Genomic DNA, 20160 nt, shown 5'->3' with positions numbered 1-20160 from the left:
ACGGCAACCGGGGGTGGACCGATGAACCAGATATTCCTGCTGATGCTGGGCGCGCTGGCCCTTGGCGGCATCGGCACCCTGCTGTCGTCGGACAGCGACGACCAGCCCGATCCGATCCCCGACGACCCGGTCGGCGGCCGCGACGTGATCAACGGCGACGAGGACGACGAGGCACTGACCGGCACCCCCGAGGACGAGATCATCCGCGGCTGGGAAGGTGACGACACCATCGTGGGCGGCGGCGGCGACGACGAGATCTATGGCGGCCTTGGCGCCGATCTGGTGGCCGCGCAGGACGGCGACGACCGGGTGTTTCTGGGCGAGGGCGCGGACGTCTATGGCGGCCTGGACCTGGGCGCCGACGAGGGCAGCGACACGATCTTTGGCGGGTCGGGCGACGACACCATCACCACGAACGGCGGCACCCACGTCATCTGGGGCGACGACGACGAGGATGACGAGGACGGCGACGACCTGCTGACCGCCACCGGCGGGCAGGTGACGATCCACGGCGGGCAGGGCGACGACACCATCGCCGCCCGCGACGGCGCATCGGGCGCGGCCGACGTGGTGGACGTGCTGTATGGCGGCGACGGCGACGACCTGATCGAGGTGGGCGCCGGCGACTTTGCCGACGGCGGCGAGGGACGCGACGAATACCATGCCGTGACCGGGCTGGACGGCCCCGGACGCATCGCGTGGGAGGATGGCGACAGCCTGACGCTCAGCGCGCAGCCCGGCTATGAGGGGCCGCTGGAATATGAGCTGGTGCAGGACGGCGACGACGTGCGCGTGGTCATGGGCGGCGAGACGCTGGTCGTGATCGCCGACATGGACGCCGCGGACGTGGATGGCATCGCGGTGGTGGACGACCGCGCCGCGGCCGCCGCCGTCGCGGCGGGGCAGGCGCTGCCCGGCTATGTCACCGGCTGATGCGCCGGAATGAACAAGGCCCGCCGATCCGGCGGGCCTTTTCGCGGCGGGGGATGCGGCCGCGCGGTCAGATCGCCGTCTTGCGGCTTTCCTCCAGATAGATCTCGCGCAGGCGGCGGGCGACGGGGCCGGGGGTTCCGGTCCCGATGGACGCGCCGTCGACTTCCACCACCGGCATGACAAAGGCGCTGGCCGAGGTGATGAACGCCTCGTCCGCGGCCTTGGCCTCGTCCACGGTAAAGCTGCGCTCTTCGATGGTCATCTGCGCCTCGCGCGCGAACCGCAGGACGGCGGCGCGGGTGATGCCGTGCAGGATGTCGTGGGACAGCGCCCGCGTGACGATGACGCCGCCCTTGACGATATAGGCGTTGTTGGACGTGCCCTCGGTCACCAGCCCGTCCTCGACCATCCAGGCGTCGTCGGCGCCCCGCGCCTTGGCCTCCATCTTGGCCATGCTGGGATACAGCAGCTGCACCGTCTTGATGTCGCGGCGGTGCCAGCGGATGTCGGGCACGGTGACGACACGCAGCCCGGTCGCGGCCTGCGGGCTTTCGGCCAGCCCCGGCTTGGACTGGGTGAACATCACCACGGTGGGCGTCGTGTCGGCGGACGGCCAGGTAAAGTCGCGGTCGCCCGGGTTGCCGCGCGTGACCTGCAGATAGACCATCCCGTCGGTCACGGCGTTGTCGGCGACCAGCCTGCGGTGCGCCGCCAGCCAGTCGGCGTCGGACATTGGATGGCCAATGCGCAGTTCGTCCAGCGACCGCGCCAGCCGCGCCATGTGCCCGTCAAAGTCCAGCAGCTTGCCGGCCAGGACGCTGACCACCTCATACACGCCATCGGCCATCAGAAAGCCGCGGTCAAAGACCGAGACGGTGGCCTGATCCTCGGGCAGATACTGGCCGTTGACAAAGACGGTGCGGGTCATGCGGACGCTCCTGTTCGTGTTGAAAGGGGATTGCGCCAATCCGGCGGGGCGGTCAACCGCGCGGATGGTCGGCCCGCCATGCTGCGGCTGCATCACGGGTTGATGCAGCTGCGGCAACAATCTATCACGTCAGGCATATCCCGCGAAACATCGTTACCGAGGTGCCGTCCATGTCCTTCCGCCTGCAACCCGCGCCGCCCGCCCGCCTGAACCGCTGCCAGCTGTTCGGTCCCGGCTCGCGCCCGGCGCTGTTCCCGAAAATGGCCGGATCGGCTGCCGACGTCATCAACCTTGACCTGGAAGACAGCGTCGCACCCGACGACAAGGACCAGGCGCGCCGCAACGTGATCGAGGCGGTCGGCGATGTGGACTGGGGCAACAAGACGCTTTCGGTGCGGATCAACGGGCTGGACACGCCGTTCTGGTATCGCGACGTGGTGGACCTGCTGGAACAGGCGTCGGACCGTCTGGACCAGATCATGATCCCCAAGGTCGGCAACGCGGCCGACCTTTACGCCGTCGATGCGTTGGTCACGGCAATCGAGCGGGCCAAGGGCCGCACAAGGCCCATCGCGTTCGAGGTCATCATCGAATCGGCCGCCGGCATCAGCCACGTCGAGGAGATCGCCGCCAGTTCCCCCCGCCTGCAGGCGATGAGCCTGGGCGCGGCGGATTTCGCCGCCAGCATGGGCATGGCCACGACCGGCATCGGCGGGACGCAGGAAAACTATTACATGGCGCGCGAGGGGGCGAAATACTGGTCCGACCCGTGGCACTGGGCGCAGGCCGCCATCGTCGCCGCCTGCCGCACCCACGGCATCCTGCCGGTGGACGGCCCGTTCGGCGATTTCAGCGATGCCGACGGGTTCCGCGCGCAGGCGCTGCGGTCCGCGACGCTGGGGATGGTCGGCAAATGGGCGATCCACCCGTCGCAGGTCGCGATGGCCAACGAGATCTTTTCGCCGAACGAAGCCGCGGTCACCGAGGCGCGCGAGATTTTGGCCGCGATGGACCACGCCCAGCGGTCCGGCGCCGGCGCGGCGGTATACAAAGGTAGACTGGTTGACATCGCGTCCGTCCGTCAGGCACAAGTGATCGTGCGGCAGGCAGAGTTGATCGCCCAGCAGCACTAGGACAACGCGACACCCGGACGGTCAGGCGGGGAGGCCCGGCCGTCATTCGGGGGAGGAGAGGCAGGCCCCGCGCCACCGGCCGGGGCCTGTCCATTTGGCGAGTTCCCCTAGAAGTCGAACAGGTCCGACAGGAACGATTCGCGCTTTTTCTTCTTCCCCCGGTATTCGTAATCATCGTCGTCGCGCCGGTAATCGCGGTCGTCCGCGCGATAGCCGCGGTCGTCGTGGTCGCGGCGGCGGTCGTCGTCGTCGCGGCGACGCTCGGTGCGGTAACGGTCGTCGTCGTCCCGACGCCGGTCGTCGTCGTCACGGCGGCGATCATCGCGGCCACGGTCGCCGGTCGGGAATTGCGGCGCGCCCTGCAGCATCGGCGCGGCCGTGGGATGGGCGGGCGGCTGCAAGGTCGGGTCGATGGCCGGGCCGCCGGGTGCCTGCATCACCACCGGGCGCTGCTCGTCGCCGCTGGCGCGGGCGACGATCTTGTCCAGCTCGCCCCGGTCCAGCCACACGCCGCGGCACTTGGGGCAATAGTCGATCTCGACCCCGCTGCGTTCGCTCATCACCAGGGTTTCGCCGTCGACCGGGCATTGCATGGCTGTCCTCCGTGCCTGTTCACCGTCAGTTAGGCGGTCCGGGCCGTTCTGCAAGGGTCAGGCGATCCATCCGGCGGGAATGACCGGCGTCGCGGCGACAAGCCGCCGCGTCACCCCGTGGCGGGGGGCGGACAGCACCTGCTCGGTCGTCCCGTCCTCGACGATGCGGCCCTGATCCATCACCAGCACGCGGTCGGAAATCGCGCGGACCACCGACAGGTCGTGGCTGATGAACAGCCAGGCCAGCCCGTGCCGGCGGCGCAGGTCGGCCAGCAGGTCCAGCACCTGCGCGCGGACCTGCACGTCCAGCGCGCTGACCGCCTCGTCCAGCACGACCAGACGCGGGCGCACGATCAGGGCGCGGGCGATGGCGATGCGCTGGCGCTGGCCGCCGGAAAACTCGTGGATGTGGCGGCGCATGGCGTCGGGAGGGATGCCCACCTGCGCCAGCGCCTCGGCCACGCGGTCGCGCCAGTCGCGGGGGCGGCCGGTCAGATGGAACGGCTCGGCCACCAGCCGGTCCACGCGCCAGCGCGGGTCAAAGCTGCCATAGGGGTCCTGGAACACCACCTGCACCTTGGCGCGCAGGCGGGCGGGCATCCGGTCGGTGACGGCCTCGCCGTCCAGCTCGATCCGGCCGCCCTGCAGCCGGTCCAGCCCCAGGATCGCGCGGGTCAGGGTCGATTTCCCGCAGCCCGACTCGCCCACGAGGCCGACCGATTCGCCGTCGGCGATGGTCAGGCTGACGCCGTCCACCGCCCGCAGCACCGGGTGCGGGGCAAGGGGCGTCGGGCGGGGCAGGGTGTATTCGCGCACCGCATCCGTCACCCGCAGGATCGCCGTGCCGGCGGGCGCGGTCCTCGCCGGGTTGGGGCTGTGGGCGGCGGCGGCGAACAGCGCGCGCGTATAGGGATGGGCGCGGGTGCGAAACAGCGCCTCGGTCGGGCCGTGTTCGACGATGCGGCCCGCCTGCATCACCGCGACGCGGTCGGCGATGCCCGCGACCACGGCCAGATCGTGGGTGATCAACAGCAGCGCCATCCCTTCGTCCCGGACAAGGCCGCGCAGCAGGTCCAGGATCTGCGCCTGCGTGGTCACGTCCAGCGCGGTCGTCGGTTCGTCCGCGATCAGCAGGTCGGGGGCCAGCGCGATGGCCATCGCGATGGCGACGCGCTGGCGCTGGCCGCCCGACAGCTGGTGCGGATAAAGGCCCAGCGGAAACCGCGGCAGCGGCAGGCCCACGCGGTCCAGCCGCTCGCGCGCCCGCGCCGCCGCCTGCGCCCGGTCCATGCCCTGATGGCGGACCAGCACCTCGGCCACCTGGTCGCCGATGGTCATCAGCGGATTCAGCGCGGTCATCGGCTCCTGAAAGATCATCCCGATCCGCCGCCCGCGCAACCCGTTCAGCGTCGTTTCCGGCAGGTCCAGCAGGTTCTGCCCGTCCAGCGTGACCGCCCCCGCGGTCCGCGCGCCGTCGGGCAGCAGGCCGATGACCGCCAGCGCCGTCATCGACTTGCCCGACCCGCTTTCGCCGACCAGCCCGGTGATCGTGCCGGGCGGCAGCGGCAGGTCGATGCCCGACAGCACCTCGCGCCCGTGCAGCCGCACTGACAGCCCGTGCACCCCGATCATGCCAGCCGCGCCTTAAGCCGCGGGTCCAGCGCGTCGCGGAACCCGTCGCCCAGCAGGTTCAGCCCCAGCACGGTCAGCACGATGGCGATCCCCGGCACGATGGCCACGTGGGGGGCCAGCGTGACCATCGTCTGCGCCTCGGCCAGCATGCGGCCCCAGCTGGGCGTGGGCGGCTGCGCGCCAAGGCCGACATAGGACAGCCCGGCCTCGGCCAATATCCCCAGGCTGAACTGGATCGTGCCCTGCACGATCAGCAGGCTGGCGAGGTTGGGCAGGACATGTTCGACGCTGATGCGGGCCCGGCCCTTGCCCGCGACCTGCGCGGCGCGGATGTAATCCAGCGTCCAGATCGGCAGCGCCGCCGCGCGGGTGACGCGGGCGAACACCGGGATGTTGAAGATGCCGATGGCCAGGATCGCGTTCACCGCCGACGGCCCGAACGCCGCCGTGATCAGGATCGCGATCACCAGCGAGGGGAAGGCGAACACCAGGTCGTTGCCGCGCATCACGACCTCGTCCGCCCAGCCGCCCCGCGCCGCCGCCAGCAGGCCCAGCGGCACGCCCGCGCCCACGCCGATGCCGACCGCGACCAGCGCCACGGCCAGCGAGGTGCGCGCGCCGACCATCACCATCGACAGCATGTCGCGCCCGAAATGATCGGTGCCGAAGGGATGGGCGGCCGACGGCGGGCGCAGCTTGTCGGCGATGCTGACGCCGGTCACGTCAAAGGGCGTCCAGACGAACGACAGCAGCGCCGCGGCCACCGCGACGGATGTCAGCACCGCGCCAAGGACCAGCCCCGCCCTCATCGGCCGCGCAGCCTTGGGTCCACGGCGGCATAGGCCAGATCGACAAGGAAGGTGACGACGATCACCGCCGCGACCAGCACCAGCACCGCCGACTGCACCACCACCAGGTCGCGCTGGCTGATCGCCTGAAAGATCAGCCGGCCCAGACCAGGCAGATAGAACACGTTCTCGATGATGATCGCACCGGCCAGCAGGAACGAGAACTGCATCCCCAGGATGGTCAGCACCGGGATCAGCGCATTGCGCAGCGCATGGCGGCGCAGCGCCTGGCCCCGGCTGAGGCCCTTGGCGCGGGCCGAGCGGATGTAATCCTGCCCCAGCGTCTCGATCAGCGCGGATCGCAGCACGCGGGCAAGGATCGCCGCCTGCGGCAGCGCCAGCGCGACGGCGGGCAGGATCAGCGATTTCAGCGCCGCAAGCGGATGGCCCCAGCCGGGAAAGCCGCCCGCCGGCAGCCAGCGCAGCCGCACCGCAAAGACCAGCACCAGCAGCATCGCGAACCAGAAATTGGGCAGCGCGATCCCCAGCTGCGTGCCGCCCATCACCGCCACGTCGCCCGCCCGGCCGCGGCGGCTGGCGGCGAACATGCCCGCCGGAAAGGCCACCGCGATGGCCAGCCCCAGCGCCAGCACCGCCAGCGGCAGCGACACCTGCACCCGGTCGGCGATCATCCCCGCCACCGGCGTCTTATAGGCAAGGCTGGTGCCCAGATCGCCCGTGACCACCCCGCCCAGCCAGCGCGCGTAACGCACGGGCCACGGCAGGTCCAACCCCATCTGCGCCCGCAACGCCGCCACGGTGTCGGGTTGCGCCCCGGTCCCCAGCATGAAGCTGGCCGGATCGCCCGGCACCAGGTCCACGACCGCAAAGATCACCGCCGAGGCGACAAGCAGGCTGACGACCAGCGAGATCAGGCGGCGGATCAGCGGCCGCATCGCGGATGCCGTGGTTGCGCGTGGGCGGTCGCGTCACGCGCCCGCCCGCGCCCTGCCGGTTCACGGATGCAAGTCACCATCGGCTTTGCTTCACCACCGCGTCAGTTGAGCAGGCGACAGGCGGCATGCCACCCGCCGCGCCTTCCTGCCCCTGTCCTAACCCACTGCGACGCGGCAGGAAACCCGTCCGCTCGGCCCCCTTATCGACGCGGCGATCGGACCGGCGGCCGGGATGTCCCTAGTCGCGCATCCGCCGGATCAGCGCCTCGAACCGCTTGGCAAAGGCAGCGATAAAGTCGCGGACGCTGTCGTCGGCGACGTTGCCCGCCGCGTCGATCATGTCGGGCGTCTTGAACGTGACATAGACCTCGCCGGGGACGACGACCGCGTTCAGGATCGACAGGATCTGGCGCAGGTGCTGCTGGCCGACGGCCGTGCCGATGCCGCCGGGCGAGGTGCCGGACATGGCGACGACCTTGTCGCGCCAGACGTTGCGGTCGCCGGGCTTGGACCCCCAGTCGATCGCGTTCTTGAGGACCGCGGGGATCGAGCGGTTGTATTCCGGCGTCACGATGCAGACGGCGTCGGCGGCCTCGATCTCGGACACAAAGCGCCGCACGGCGGCGGGGCGGTCGCCTTCCAGGTCGCCGTGATAGAACGGCAGGTCGTCCATCTGCACCCAGTTGAACGAAAGCGTCTCGGGCGCAAGCGCCTCGATCGCCTTGGCCAGCCGGACGTTGATGGACCCTGTGCGGGTGCTTGCGACCAGCATCGCAACGGTGAATTGTGACACGTCTTGCCCTTTCGGAAGTTTCGGCGTGGATACGGGGCCGGCCGGGCGGGGACAAGGCCGCCGCAGCGATGGCGCGGCCCGTGCGATGCGAGACGCGCCCCGACAACCCCGGGACGAACGCCCGGTCAAGGATCGGTCACGACCCCGGCACCTCGATCCGGCCGATCAGCGGCAGGTCGTCGGCGGGGCTGACGCTGTGCCGCTCGATCATGCGGTGGACCTGGGGGGCATCCTCGCCCTGGTGCAGCGCGCTGAGCTTTTCGCCGACGATGTTGTCCGACTTGGTGCGGCGCAGGTTGTGGCGGACGTATTCGTCCCAGGTCGCGATGTGATAGGATTCCGACCACGTTTCCGGGTTTTCCAGATCGCGCAGCAGCGCCCAGTTGCGCGCCCCGTCGCGGCGGCGGATGTTGCGGCGCAGCGCCATCAGCCGCAGAAAGGCCGGCGTGTCCCGGGGCGCGATGCGGTAATCGACCATGACCATGATCGGCCCCGACCGGCCCCGCAGGTCCAGCGCCAGCGAGGGTTCGCGGAACCGGTTAACCGGGTCCAGGTCCAGCGTGCCGTATTCGGGCTGGCTGAACCAGTGCCCGACCAGCGCCCCCACGACCAGCAGCGCCGCCGCCCCCAGCAGGGCGTGATCGACCGACCACGCGCCCGCGATGGCGCCCCACAGCCCCGACCCCAGCGCCATGCCCCCGAACGTCGCCGTCTGATACAGCGCCAGCGCGCGGGCCACGACCCAGCGCGGGGTGGACAGCTGCACCGTCACGTTGAACAGCGACAGCGCCATCACCCAGCTGGCGCCCGCGGGCAGCAGGGCCAGCCCCTGCAGCCAGGCGTTGTCGGTCAGCGCCAGCGCCACGCAGGACAGCGCGAACAGCGCGAACGCCAGCCGGACGACGCTTTCGTTGCTGAGCCTTGCGCGGATGCGGGTGTTCAGCGCGGCCCCGCTGATCGCGCCTATGCCATAGCAGCCCAGCAGCAGGCCCAGCGTCAGCGAACCGCCCGCAGGGTGGCTGGTCGCGATCAGCGGCAGCAGCGCCAGCACCGACACCGCCGACATGCCGAACAGCGAGGCCCGCGCCAGCACCCGCATCAGGTTGGGCGACAGCGCGACATAGCGCAGCCCGGCCGCCAAGGCCGGACCCAGCGGTTCCGGCGCGACGGTGCGGGGCCGGACGGGCGGCTGCCAGCGCAGCATCGCCCCCAGCAGCGGCAGATAGCTGGCGGCGTTGACGGCGAATGCCGCCGCCGCGCCGAACCCCGCGACGATCAGCCCGCCCGCCGCCGGACCCACCGACCGCATCAGGTTGAACCCGACCGAGTTCAGCGTCACCGCCGCCGGCACATCGGCGCGCGGCACCAGGTCGCCCACGCTCGCCTGCCACGGCGGGTTGTAGAGCGCCTGCCCCATGCCGATGACGAAGGTGAAGGCCAAGAGGCTCCACGGTGCAAGCCAGCCCAGCCAGGCGGCGGCGGCCAGCAGCAGCGACCCGCCCGCCATCACCCCGATCGCCGCCAGCAGCAGGCGGCGGCGGTCGAAGATGTCGGCCAGCGCCCCCGATACCAGCGCGAACAGCATGATCGGCAGGGTGTTGGACGCCTGCACCAGCGCGATCAGCGTCGCGCTGTCGGTCAGCTGCGTCATCAGCCAGGCCGCGCCCACCGCCTGCACCAGCCCGCCGAAGTTCGACACCAGCGTGGCCGCCCAGAGGGTGCGGAACGCCTTGTGGCGGAACGGCGCCAGGGTCGAGGATTGCGGTCGCATGGCGCCACCCTAGCAGCGGCGCAGGCGGGGACAATCAGCGCGGCCGCGAAAAAAGATGAGTATTTGGGCCAGGAGAATCCATTCCGCGCAAAGGCTGCGCGGGTGGTGGCTGCGGCCCGCAGGTTGACGAAAGCCCCGGCCCGCGCATTCTGGCCGGATGCGCGAAAGGGGCGGGATGGGACAGGGTGACGGCGGCCGCCTGCTGGCCTTGCGGGCGATCATGGACGGGCGGGGGGTCGATGTGGCGGTGCTGACGTCGGCTGCGGCCATCGCATGGCATGGCGGGGGCGACGGGGCCGCGCTGGTCGTCACGGCCGGGTGCCGCGTGGCCGTGGACCGGGGCGGCGACGGGTTGTGGCCCGCCGTCGCGCGGATCGCGGGCACGGGCCGGGTGGTCGGATACGAGGGGGGCGGGATGACCGCGCCGGGCAGGGCGGCGCTGGACGCGGCGCTGATGCCGCGGCGGGCGGTGGACATCTCGGCCGACGTGCTGCGCGGGATCGGGGGTTCGCTTGCGGGCTGAACAGACGAACCCCCGCCGAAGGGGCGGGGGTCGCGGGATTGCGGGTCCGGTTCCGGCGGGTTCAGGACCGGTTGAACAGCCGCAGGACCAGCAGCAGGAGCACCGCGCCGATGGTCGAGAAGATGATCGAGCCGAGGATGCTGGTGCCCACCACGGCATTGTCTGCCGTCGCGGGGGCGGCCCCGATGTTCCAGCCGAACGCCGGGAACAGGAAGTTGGCGATCAGCGCGCCGATGATGCCGACGATGATGTTCATCACGACGCCCTGGCCGTGGCCCTTGACGATCTGGCCGGCCAGCCAGCCAGCAATGGCGCCGATGATGATGGCGATGATAAAGCCCATGAACGCAGTCCTTTCGATTGCAGCGCCGCGGGGACGCCTGTCCTGCGCAGACAACAAGCCATGCCCCAAGGGGTTCCGGCGCGGCGCACGAGAACTTGATTCGCCGGACCGCCTGCGACATTTTGGCAACTTTCTGTCGCCCTGCCCGCAGCTTAGCCGGGCGGGCGGTGCCGGGGCGGGCCGACACATTTCTGCCACGCGGCCGGCTTTTCCGCGCCGCTTTGCTTGACCTTGCGCCCGGCGCGCGGCGTAACGGACCCATCCGAGTCGGCGCGCGGTCTGCCCCGCCTGCCTCCGACGTCCAAAGCTGCCACCTTCGGGCCGCAGGCATTGCCCGCCCGGCCCTGACCGTCTTGAAGGAAACCCGATGCGTTTCGCACCCGTCATGCTGGCGATGGCGCTGGGCCTTGCCGCCTGCGCCCCCGAGACCACCGCCACCGCGCCGACCGCCGCCTCGGCCCCGGTGCCCGCCATCTATCAGGCCCGCACCGATGCCGGTCCCAACGGCGAGCCGATCGACATCAAGGCGGTCAAGCCCGCCTATCTGACCGAGCGCAACCGCCGCCAGCGCGTCGCCTATAACGGCGGCGAGGCGGCCGGCACGATCGTCGTCGATCCCTATGCCCGCGTCCTTTATCTGGTGCACGAAGGCAACGAGGCCACGCGCTTTGGCATCGCGGTCGGGCGCGCCGGGACCGGTTTCGCCGGCAACGCCACGATCCGGCGCAAGGCCGCATGGCCGTCCTGGACGCCCACCGCGAACATGGTCCGCACCGAGCCGGAACTGTATGGTCCGGTCCGCGGCGGCCTGCCGGGCGGCCCGACCAACCCGCTGGGATCGCGCGCGCTGTATCTGTATCAGGGCGGTCAGGACACGATGTATCGCATCCACGGCACGCTGGACCCGTCGTCGATCGGCAAGGCGACCTCGGCCGGGTGCATCCGGCTGTTCAACCAGGACATCCTGGACCTGTATGAGATGACGCCGATGAACGCCAAGGTCCGCGTCCGCACCCCGGCCGAAAGCGCCGCGCTGGAAGGGCCGCTGGTCGAGACGCCGGACGGCTATCTGCTGCCCGCAGGGGGGCAGACCACGGCCGCGCTGCTGCCCGCCAGCGGCGCGCCGGTGGTCGAAAGCGCCGTTCCGGTCCGCTGAAGGCTGTCCCGCGACACGGCGACGCCCCGGCCATCGCCGGGGCGTTTGTCGTTCCGGGGTCGGCATCAAAGGGTTAACTTTGCGCCGGACAGTTGTTATCGCTTGCGGCAGGGTGATCGCTGGGGGCCGGCGTGCGTGTGATTCCGTTGATCCTTGCGCTGGCGCTGGCCGGTCCCGCCTGGGCTGAACTGGCCGATCCCGAAACCCCGGTGGCGTCCCAGGCTGCGGTGCCCGATGCACCCGCGGGCGACCCGCCCGGCGCCAGGGCGGTCGCCGCCGTCGCACCCGCCGCGGCCGCGCCGCAGCCCGCCGCGGCGGACCCCGCCCCCGCCGCGAATACCACGCGCCGCTGCACCGCCGACGCGCGCAGCTGCATCGAGGCGGCCAGCTATGTCGCGGATGTCTGCACCACCATCGAGCGCGCCGCGACCGAGAACCGGCTGGACCCCAACTTTCTGGCCCGCCTGCTGTGGAAGGAAAGCCTGTTCGAGCCGGAGGCGATCTCTCCCGTCGGCGCGCAGGGCATCGCGCAGTTCATGCCCGACACCGCCCGGATGCGAAAGCTGGACGACCCGTTCAACCCGGCCAAGGCGATCCACGCCTCGGCCGATTACCTGCGCGACCTGATCGACGGTTTCGGCAGCGTGGGGCTGGCCGCCGTCGCCTATAACGGCGGCGAGGCGCGGGCCGCGCGGTTCCGCAACGGCGGCCACGTGCTGCCCTATGAGACGCAGGATTACGTCGAGGCGATCACCGGCCACACCGCCTGGAAATGGCGCGACAGCCCGCCCGACGCGGCCTCGCTGGACCTGCGGCTGGACAAGGCCAAACCGTTTCGCGACGCCTGCATCAGGCTGGCGGCGAACCGCACGCTGAAAGAGTTCGGCACGCCCTCGCGCGTGTGGCCCTGGGGGGTGATCGTCGCGTCCCACCCCAAGCAGTCGGGTGCGCAGGCGCAGGTGAACCGGCTGAACCGGCAGCTGCGCCCGATCCTGGGCGGCAAGCGCGTCGGCTATGTCCGCAAGGCGCTGACCGGCAGCGCGCGCAAGGTCTATACCGCGCAGGTCGGCTATTCCTCGCGGACCGAGGCGTTCGCCTTTTGCAACCGGCTGAAATCCGCGGGCGGGCGCTGCATCGTGCTGAAGAACTGACGGCGCCGACGCAACCATGACCAACGCCCTGCTGTTCGTGGCGACCGTGCTGGTCTGGGGCACGACCTGGATCGGTATCCGCATGCAGGTCGGGCCGGTGCCTGTGCCGGTGTCGGTGATGTATCGGTTCGGGCTGGCGGCGGCGATCCTGCTGGCGGCGCTGGCGCTGTCGGGGCGGCTGCGCTGGCCCGCGGGGCGGCACCACCCGTTCCTGGTCCTGCAGGCGCTGTGCCTGTTCAGCCTCAATTTCCTGTGCTTCTACGCCGCTGCCGGGCTGATCCCGTCGGGGCTGGTGTCGGTGATCTTTTCGCTGGCCACGATCTTCAACGCGATGAACGCGCGCATCTTCTTTGCCGAGCGGATCACCGCCCGCGTGGCGCTGGCCGCAGTGCTGGGTGCGGCGGGCGTGGGGCTGCTGTTCGCGCGCGATCTGGCCGGGGCCGCCGACCCTGCGGCGCTGCACGGCATCGGGCTGGCGGTGATGGGCACGCTGTTCTTTTCGCTGGGCAACATGGTGTCGCGGCGCAACAGCGCGGCGGGGGTGCCGCTGATGTCGGGCAACGCCTGGTCGATGGGCTATGGGGCGCTGATCCTGCTGGCGCTGGTCGCGGTCACCGGCACGCCGGTCGTGGCGCCGCCCGACGGGCGCTATCTGGCGGCGCTGGTCTATCTGGCGGTGTTCGCGTCGGTGATCGGCTTTACCACCTATCTGATGATGGTGGCGCGGATGGGCACGTCGCGCGCGGCCTATGCGACGGTGCTGTTCCCCGTCATCGCCCTGACGATCTCCACCCTGTTCGAGGGGTATCGCTGGCACTGGACCGGGTTCGCCGGGCTGGCCCTTGCGCTGGCGGGCAACCTGGTGCTGTTCGCGCGGCCGGCGGGCTGGCGCCGGCCGCGCTGAGCCGTCATTCGGTCCAGCGGACCTTGGTCAGGTCGTTCGCGGGCGAGGGCGCGTTTTCCCACAACCCCTCGATCCGGGCGTCGGCGACGCCGGTGCGGGCCAGCTGGAACAGGAAGGCGGCGGGATGGTCGGCGGCCAGCTTTTCCTGCGCCTGCTTCAGCAGGGCGCTGCGTTCCGCGGGGTCGATGGCCGCGTCCAGTTTCGTCATCAGCGCCCGGAAATCGGCATTGTCATAGCCGATGTAATAGCCCTCGCGGGCATAGATGCCGATGTCCAGCGGCTCGACATGGCTGATGATGGTCAGGTCGAAATCGGCGTTCTTGAATACCGTTTCCAGCCACTGCGCCCATTCCATGTTCGTCGTCTGGGTCTGGATGCCCACGTCGCGCAGCTGCGCGGCCAGGATCTCGCCGCCGCGGCGGGCATAGGGCGGCGGCGGCAGCGCCAGGCGCAGCGTCAGGTCCGCGACCCCCGCCTCGGCCAGCAGGGCGCGGGCGCGGTCGGGGTCGTGCGGAGAGGTTGCGACCAGATCGACATAATCCGGGTGGTGCGGGGCGAAATGGCTGCCGATGGGCGTGCCATAGCCGAACATCGCCCCGTCGATGATCGCCTGCCGGTCCACCGCCAGCGCGATCGCCTCGCGCACGCGGGGATCGTTCAGGGGCGCGTTGCGGTTGTTCATGGACAGGATCGTCTCGCCCTCGGTCGTGCCGACCATGACCTTGAAGCGGGGGTCCGCCTTGATCTGGTCCAGCGTCTCGGGCGCGGGATACATCGGAAAGGCGTCGATATCGCCCGCCATCATCGCCGCGAACGCCGCCGTGGGGTCCGAGATGAAGCGGAACGTCGCCGTCTTCAGCGCGGGCTTGTCGCCCCAATAGCCGTCAAAGGCGGTCAGCGTGATGTGGTCGCCCTGCGTCCATTCGCCAAAGCGGAACGGCCCCGTGCCCACCGGCGCGGTCGCGGCGTTCGCGGCCGACGCCGGGTCCAGCATGACCGCATCGCCCCACGCCATCTTCCACGGGAAGTTGCCGTCGGGCGCGTTCAGCGTGACGCGGACCTGATCGGGGGCGACCGCCTCGACCGAGGCGATATGCTCGAACAGCGCCTTTTGCGCGTTGACCGAATCCGGCGCCCGCGCCCGGTCCAGCGTGAACACGACGTCGGACGCGTCGAACCCCTGTCCGTCATGGAACGTCACGCCGGTCCGCAGCTTGAAATCATAGATCTTGCCGTCGGGGGACGCCTGCCAGCTTTCGGCAAGGCCGGGGACGATGGTGCCATCGGGGGCGAACCTGGTCAGCCCCTCGAACAGGTTGGAATAGACCACCTCGTCGATGGCGGCCGCCGTGCCTGCGGTCGGGTCCAGGTTCGGCGGTTCCAGCACCATCCCCAGCCTGATCGCGTCCGACGCGGCCAGCGCCGGGCCGGCGAGAAACGCGACCGCCGCGGCGGTCGTCAGCAAACGAAACATGTCTGTCCCCCAAGGGTTGATGCGCGGCGACAGCCTAGCGGCAGCGCGCGCGCGATCAAGGCCGCGCGGTGGGGGCCGCGCGATCAGCGCGGTGCGACCGGGTCCGCGCAATCATGGGGTGCGATCAGGACCGGCTGGCGGCGCGGGCAGGCGCTCAGTCCTGCCGCCCGTCCAGCCACGGCGCGAACGCCGTGAACACCCGGTCATAGACGTCGCGCTTGAAGGGCACGATCTTGCCGCTGATCTCGGCCGGGGTCATCCAGCGCCAGGAGTCGAACTCGGGGTGTTCGGTCGCGATGTCGATCTGGTCGTCGGTGCCGTCATAGCGGACCAGATACCATTTCTGCCGCTGCCCGCCGAACCGTCCCTTCCAGATCCGGCCGACCAGCTCCGGCGGCAGGTCATAGCGCACCCAGTCCGGCGTCTCGGCCAGCACCTCGCACAGGGCGGGGTCGATGCCGGTTTCCTCGCGCAGCTCGCGCAGGGCGGCGGCGCGCGCATCCTCGCCCCCGTCGATGCCGCCCTGCGGCATCTGCCAGGCGTCCGAGGGGTTGTCGATGCGGTGCCCGGCAAAGACCTGGCCGCGGCCGTTGACCAGCACCACCCCCGCGCAGGGGCGATAGGGCAGGCCGGCCGGGCCGAGTTCGGCCGGATCGAAGGTGCCGTCGTCGGTCATGGCCGCGATTCGGCCGGGCGCGCGGGCGGCGGGGCGTCGCCCGACGCGGGCGGCGCGGCGGCGTCCACCGGCGCGGTGACCGGCGCGTCGCCAGCGGCGGGTTCGTCGGCCCCGGCGTCCCCGGCCCCCTCGGTCGTCGCGTTCTCGCCGGTGACGGCGGGCTTGGCGGCCTCGGGGACGTCGGCGGCGCGGTATTCCACCGCGGCCAGTCCCTTGAGGATGTCCACGGCATAGGCCAGCTGGTAATCCTCCTCGCGCAGCTTGGCGGTCGCCTCGACCTGCTTGGCCTCTTCCTCGATCTGGCGCTTTTCCTCGTCGCTGATCGAATCGTTGTTCAGCGCACCGCGCAGGTCGCTTTCCGAGGTGTTGAAGTTCGAGGCGCTCTTCGGCGCGTCCTCCTCCGCCTCGTCCGCCGGGTCGCGGCGGGGCTGTTCGACGATGATGTCGGGGTTGATCCCCATCGCCTGGATCGACCGCCCGGACGGCGTGTAATAGCGCGCCGTGGTCAGCCGGATCGCGCTGTCGGACGTGACCGGCATCACCGTCTGGACCGACCCCTTGCCGAAGGACTTGGTGCCGACGACGATGGCGCGGCGGTGGTCCTGCAGCGCGCCGGTGACGATCTCCGACGCGCTGGCCGATCCGCCGTTGATCAGGGCGACCATCGGCTTGCCCTGCGCCAGGTCGCCCGCCTCGGCGTTCCAGCGTTCGCTGTCCTCGGGCTTGCGGCCGCGGGTGGACACGATCTCGCCCTTGTCCAGGAACGCGTCGCTGACCCGGATGGCCTGGTCCAGCAGCCCGCCGGGGTTGTTGCGCAGGTCCACGACAAAGCCCGTGACCTTGTCGATGCCGCCCGCCTCGGCGATGGCCTTGTCCATCTCGGCCTTCAGCGTGTCATAGGTCTCGTCGTTGAAGGTGGCGATGCGCAGCACGACCGCGTGCCCCTCGACCCGCGTCTTGACCACGGTCAGCTTGATGGTGTCGCGGGTGATCTTCAGGTCGAACGGCTCGGCCTCACCCTCGCGCAGGATGGTGATGGTGATTTCCGACCCGATCGGGCCGCGCATCTTGTCGACCGATTCGTCCAGCCCCAGCCCCATCAGCGGCTCGCCGTCCACATGGGTGATGAAATCGCCGGGCTTGACCCCCGCCTCGGCGGCGGGCGTGCCGTCGATGGGCGAGATGACCTTGACCAGCCCGTCCTCTTGCCCGACCTCGATCCCCAGGCCCCCGAAGGTGCCGCGGGTCTGTGTCTGCATGTCCTCATAGTCGTTGGCCGACAGGAACGACGAATGCGGGTCCAGCGAGGTCAGCATCCCGTTGATCGCGGCCTCGATCAGGGTCTTGTCGTCCACCTGCTCGACATAATCCTGGCGCACCCGTTCGAAGATGTTGCCGAACAGGTCCAGCTGTTCATAGACCGACACGTTCCGGCCGCTTTCCTGCGCGATCAGCGGGCCGGCCAGCTGCGTCGTCACCAGGATGCCGGCCAGCGTCCCGCCGACCCCGGCCATCAGATATTTCTTCATTCGGTTGTCCTGACCTCGTCTGAACCGGTCCCGGCCGCGGCCGCATCGGCGGTGATGACCGGATTCATCACGAACCATTCGGTGGGGTCCAGTGTTTCCTTGCCGTGCCGCAGTTCCAGATACAGGCGCGGCGCGTCGTCGGGCGGGGCGGCGCCGGTCGCGGCGGCGACAAAGCCGGCGCCGAACTCGGCCGCCGGCCCCTCGTTGCCGCCCATCAGGCCAAGGGGTTCGCCCTGCGCCAGCACGTCGCCCGTTTCGCCGAACACCTGCGCCAGCCCGGCCACCACCAGCAGATAGTCGCGCGCGGGTTCCACGATCATCACATTGCCGTAATCCAGCAGCGGGCCGCGATAGCGGATGGTCGCGGGCCAGGGCGTCGTCACCAGCGCGGCGGGCTGGGTGGCGATGGTCAGCCCCGGCAGGCGCGCGCCGGCGCCGTCCCGGCCGGGCACCACCTGGCCCAGCACGGGCAGCTGCAGATTGCCCTGCGCCGCCTCGAAATCGGCCATCGGCGCGCCGATGTCCTGTTCCATCGCCACGATGCCGTCGGCAAAGCTGTCCAGCGTCTCGGCCGACCGCACCAGCGAGGTCAACTCGGCGGGGTCTTCGCCAAAGCGGACCGGCACGGTCGAGCGGTCGGTGACCGCCGAGGCGAGCAGCCGCCGCGCCTCCTGCACCTCGCCCAGGCCCTGCGCCAGCGTGTCGGCGGCGGCCTGTTCGATGGCGCGGACGGTGGCGATCTCGGCCAGGCCGGATTTCAGGCTGTCGGCCTCGGCCTGCAGGGCCGGGGCGATGGCCGACAGCACCATGCCCGACCGGGCTGTGCTGGCGGGGCCTGCGGGGTGCAGCAGCATCAGCGTTTCGGGCGATTGCTGCATCGCGGTCATCACCCCGATCACGCGCGACAGCCGGTCGCGTCGCGCGTCGAAATCGGCGCGGACCTGCGCCTCGCGCAGGCTGGCGCGGCGCAAGCCGTCGCGCAGGGCGGCCTGCCCCATCTCATAGGCGCGGATCACCTCGGTCAGGGCCACCACCTGATCGTCGGCGGTCAGCGCGCGGTCCAGCTGGCCCATCGCGGCGCGCAGCTGGGCGGCGGCGGCGGCGGCCTGTTCGGCCGCGGCCTCGGCCGGGGTCGGCGTTTCCGCGACCCCTTCGCCCGCGCCCGCATCGGCGGTCGTGACGGCGCGGTGCCCGCCTTCGGACACGACCTGCGCCGCGGCGAGGCCCGCGCCTGCCAGCAGGGCCAGCGCCGCCGCCCCGATCAGGCGCGCCGCCGTCATGCGCCCGCCGCCGGGCGCTGGATCAGGCTCGCGCCCGTCATTTCGGGCGGCAGGGGCAGGCCCATCAGGTCCAGCACCGTGGGCGCGACGTCGGCCAGCCGCCCGCCCGCCCGCAAGCGCGCGCCCGCAGGCCCGCCGTGGACGATGACCGGGACCGGGTTCGTCGTGTGGGCAGTGTGGGGGCCGCCGGTGGCGGGGTCGATCATCGTCTCGCAGTTGCCGTGGTCGGCGATCACCACCGCCGCGCCGCCCGCGCGGTCCAGCGCTTCCAGCATCATGCCAAGGCCCCGGTCCACCGCCTCGCAGGCGCGGGCGGCGGCCCACAGGCTGCCGGTGTGGCCGACCATGTCGGGGTTGGCATAGTTCACGACGATCAGATCATACCCCGCGCCGATCGCGGCGACCAACCGGTCGGAGACCTCGGCCGCGGCCATTTCCGGCGCCAAATCATAGGTGGCGACCTTGGGGCTGGCGGGCATGAAGCGGTCCTCGCCGGGTTCGGGGCTTTCCTTGCCGCCGTTCAGGAAGAACGTCACATGCGGGTATTTCTCGGTCTCGGCCAGCCGGAACTGGCGCAGCCCCTGCGCCGCGACCCAGGCGCCCAGGGTGTTCGCGACCTGCCGCTTGGGGTATGCGGCGGTCATGAACTGGTCGTGGCGGGCGGAATAATCCACCATCCCCAGCATGCCCGACCAGCGCGGCCGGCCGGTCACGTCGAACTCGGCGAAGTCGGGCTGGCCCAGGGCGGCCATGATCTCGCGCGCGCGGTCGGCGCGGAAGTTCAGGCAGAAGAACCCGTCCCCGTCGCGCGCGCCGAGATAGCCGGGCAGGACGGTCGGCTGGATGAACTCGTCCGTCTCGCCGCGGGCATAGGCGTCGGCCACGGCCTGCGCGGGGTCGGCCGCGGTCACGCCCTGGCCGCGCACCATCGCGGTAAAGGCGCGTTCGACCCGGTCCCAGCGATTGTCGCGGTCCATCGCGAAATAGCGGCCGATGACGGTGCCCACGGTCACGCCCTCGGGCAGCGCGCCGGCCAGTTCGGTCGCGAACCCCAGCGCCGATTGCGGCGGCACGTCGCGCCCGTCGGCGATGGCGTGCAGCACGACCGGGACGCCTTGCGCCGCGACCGCGCGGCAGGCGGCGACGACATGGGCGATGTGGCCGTGGACGCCGCCGTTCGACATGACGCCCATCAGATGCGCGACGCCGCCCGCGGCCTTGATGCGGTCGATGAACGCCCCCATCGCGGCGTTGTCGAAAAAGCTGCCGTCCTCGATCGCAAGGTCGATCTGGCCCAGGTCCATCGCGACGACGCGGCCCGCGCCGATGTTGGTGTGCCCCACTTCCGAGTTGCCCATCTGCCCGCGCGGCAGGCCGACGTCGGGGCCATAGGTGATCAGCGTCGCATGCGGGTCGTCGGCCATCAGCCGGCGGAAGTTCGGGACATCCGCCACGTCGGGGGCGGACTGTTCGGGCCGGTCGGATATGCCCCAGCCATCCAGAATGCACAGCACGACGGGTCGGGGTTGGGTCATGACGGTCCCTGCGCGTGATCGGTCGGGGCGGGTTCTACGCCCCGCGCGGGCAGGGGGCAAGG

The 20160-nt window shown here is 70.8% G+C and carries 19 protein-coding genes; 6 read left to right on the top strand and 13 right to left on the bottom strand.

Going from position 1 to position 20160, the window contains the following annotated elements; translation table 11 throughout:
* Positions 1-21 precede the first annotated feature (21 nt).
* On the top strand, positions 22-933 hold the full coding sequence (locus tag EPA64_RS16325) for a calcium-binding protein (RefSeq protein ID WP_167626657.1): 912 nt from the start codon (positions 22-24) through the stop codon (positions 931-933).
* A gap of 67 nt (positions 934-1000) precedes the next feature.
* Here EPA64_RS16325 and EPA64_RS11225 read toward each other — a convergent pair whose 3' ends face one another.
* Positions 1001-1861, bottom strand: coding sequence for a D-amino-acid transaminase (locus EPA64_RS11225; RefSeq protein WP_134726446.1), 861 nt, complete (start codon positions 1859-1861; stop codon positions 1001-1003).
* 170 nt (positions 1862-2031) lie between these two features.
* Between EPA64_RS11225 and EPA64_RS11220 the strand changes: the two genes are divergently transcribed.
* A complete protein-coding gene (locus EPA64_RS11220; protein ID WP_134726445.1) occupies positions 2032-2994 on the top strand; it encodes an L-malyl-CoA/beta-methylmalyl-CoA lyase in 963 nt (320 codons plus the stop codon).
* A gap of 107 nt (positions 2995-3101) precedes the next feature.
* Here the strand turns inward: EPA64_RS11220 and EPA64_RS17095 are convergent, their stop codons facing one another.
* The 6 genes from EPA64_RS17095 to EPA64_RS11190 all read right to left on the bottom strand — a co-directional run bounded on the left by EPA64_RS17095 (position 3102) and on the right by EPA64_RS11190 (position 9527).
* A complete protein-coding gene (locus tag EPA64_RS17095) occupies positions 3102-3587 on the bottom strand; it encodes a TFIIB-type zinc ribbon-containing protein (RefSeq protein ID WP_134726444.1) in 486 nt (161 codons plus the stop codon).
* A 57-nt stretch (positions 3588-3644) separates the two neighbouring features.
* Positions 3645-5219 (bottom strand): ABC transporter ATP-binding protein, encoded by a 1575-nt coding sequence (locus EPA64_RS11210; protein ID WP_134726443.1) that lies wholly within the window; start codon positions 5217-5219, stop codon positions 3645-3647.
* Entirely contained in the window at positions 5216-6028 is an 813-nt protein-coding gene (locus EPA64_RS11205; protein ID WP_134726442.1) for an ABC transporter permease, read from the bottom strand. The genes EPA64_RS11210 and EPA64_RS11205 overlap by 4 nt, the downstream gene beginning before the upstream one ends.
* Positions 6025-6963 carry an ABC transporter permease gene (locus EPA64_RS11200; protein ID WP_134726441.1) on the bottom strand — a complete coding sequence of 313 codons (939 nt, stop codon included), beginning with the start codon at positions 6961-6963 and terminating at the stop codon, positions 6025-6027. The genes EPA64_RS11205 and EPA64_RS11200 overlap by 4 nt, the downstream gene beginning before the upstream one ends.
* 238 nt (positions 6964-7201) lie before the next feature.
* The gene (locus EPA64_RS11195) at positions 7202-7756 is read right to left on the bottom strand and encodes an NADPH-dependent FMN reductase (RefSeq protein ID WP_134726440.1); all 555 of its coding nucleotides are present in this window, start codon (positions 7754-7756) and stop codon (positions 7202-7204) included.
* A gap of 136 nt (positions 7757-7892) precedes the next feature.
* Positions 7893-9527, bottom strand: coding sequence for an MFS transporter (locus tag EPA64_RS11190; protein ID WP_134726439.1), 1635 nt, complete (start codon positions 9525-9527; stop codon positions 7893-7895).
* 175 nt (positions 9528-9702) lie between these two features.
* Here EPA64_RS11190 and EPA64_RS11185 point away from each other — a divergent pair, with 175 nt between their 5' ends.
* The gene (locus EPA64_RS11185) at positions 9703-10050 is read left to right on the top strand and encodes a hypothetical protein (protein ID WP_134726438.1); all 348 of its coding nucleotides are present in this window, start codon (positions 9703-9705) and stop codon (positions 10048-10050) included.
* Between the two features lie 61 nt (positions 10051-10111).
* Here EPA64_RS11185 and EPA64_RS11180 read toward each other — a convergent pair whose 3' ends face one another.
* On the bottom strand, positions 10112-10393 hold the full coding sequence (locus tag EPA64_RS11180) for a GlsB/YeaQ/YmgE family stress response membrane protein (protein WP_134726437.1): 282 nt from the start codon (positions 10391-10393) through the stop codon (positions 10112-10114).
* 367 nt (positions 10394-10760) lie between these two features.
* On the opposite strand from EPA64_RS11180, the gene EPA64_RS11175 reads away from it, so the two are divergent.
* The 3 genes from EPA64_RS11175 (at position 10761) to EPA64_RS11165 (ending at position 13604) form a co-directional block, all read left to right on the top strand.
* Positions 10761-11549, top strand: coding sequence for a L,D-transpeptidase (locus EPA64_RS11175; RefSeq protein WP_134726436.1), 789 nt, complete (start codon positions 10761-10763; stop codon positions 11547-11549).
* A 131-nt stretch (positions 11550-11680) separates the two neighbouring features.
* On the top strand, positions 11681-12700 hold the full coding sequence (locus EPA64_RS11170) for a lytic transglycosylase domain-containing protein (RefSeq protein WP_246026723.1): 1020 nt from the start codon (positions 11681-11683) through the stop codon (positions 12698-12700).
* 16 nt (positions 12701-12716) lie between these two features.
* Positions 12717-13604, top strand: a complete 888-nt coding sequence (locus EPA64_RS11165; RefSeq protein ID WP_134726435.1) for a DMT family transporter — start codon at positions 12717-12719, stop codon at positions 13602-13604.
* Positions 13605-13608: 4 nt separating this feature from the next.
* Here EPA64_RS11165 and EPA64_RS11160 read toward each other — a convergent pair whose 3' ends face one another.
* From EPA64_RS11160 to gpmI, 5 genes are all read right to left on the bottom strand, one after another.
* Entirely contained in the window at positions 13609-15078 is a 1470-nt protein-coding gene (locus EPA64_RS11160) for an ABC transporter substrate-binding protein (RefSeq protein ID WP_134726434.1), read from the bottom strand.
* Positions 15079-15232: 154 nt separating this feature from the next.
* Positions 15233-15754 carry an RNA pyrophosphohydrolase gene (locus tag EPA64_RS11155; RefSeq protein WP_134726433.1) on the bottom strand — a complete coding sequence of 174 codons (522 nt, stop codon included), beginning with the start codon at positions 15752-15754 and terminating at the stop codon, positions 15233-15235.
* A complete protein-coding gene (locus tag EPA64_RS11150) occupies positions 15751-17283 on the bottom strand; it encodes a S41 family peptidase (RefSeq protein ID WP_134726432.1) in 1533 nt (510 codons plus the stop codon). Before EPA64_RS11150 ends, EPA64_RS11155 begins: the two co-directional genes overlap by 4 nt.
* Positions 17280-18563, bottom strand: a complete 1284-nt coding sequence (locus tag EPA64_RS11145) for a murein hydrolase activator EnvC family protein (RefSeq protein WP_134726431.1) — start codon at positions 18561-18563, stop codon at positions 17280-17282. Before EPA64_RS11145 ends, EPA64_RS11150 begins: the two co-directional genes overlap by 4 nt.
* Positions 18560-20098, bottom strand: coding sequence for a 2,3-bisphosphoglycerate-independent phosphoglycerate mutase (gene gpmI / locus EPA64_RS11140; RefSeq protein ID WP_134726430.1), 1539 nt, complete (start codon positions 20096-20098; stop codon positions 18560-18562). The genes EPA64_RS11145 and gpmI overlap by 4 nt, the downstream gene beginning before the upstream one ends.
* Positions 20099-20160 lie beyond the last annotated feature (62 nt).

Origin of the sequence: Paracoccus luteus (assembly GCF_004522155.1) — a bacterium.
GTDB lineage: Bacteria > Pseudomonadota > Alphaproteobacteria > Rhodobacterales > Rhodobacteraceae > Paracoccus > Paracoccus luteus.
The sequence above is the reverse complement of the archived record's forward strand: the minus strand, read 5'-3'. Positions and strand labels throughout refer to the sequence as shown.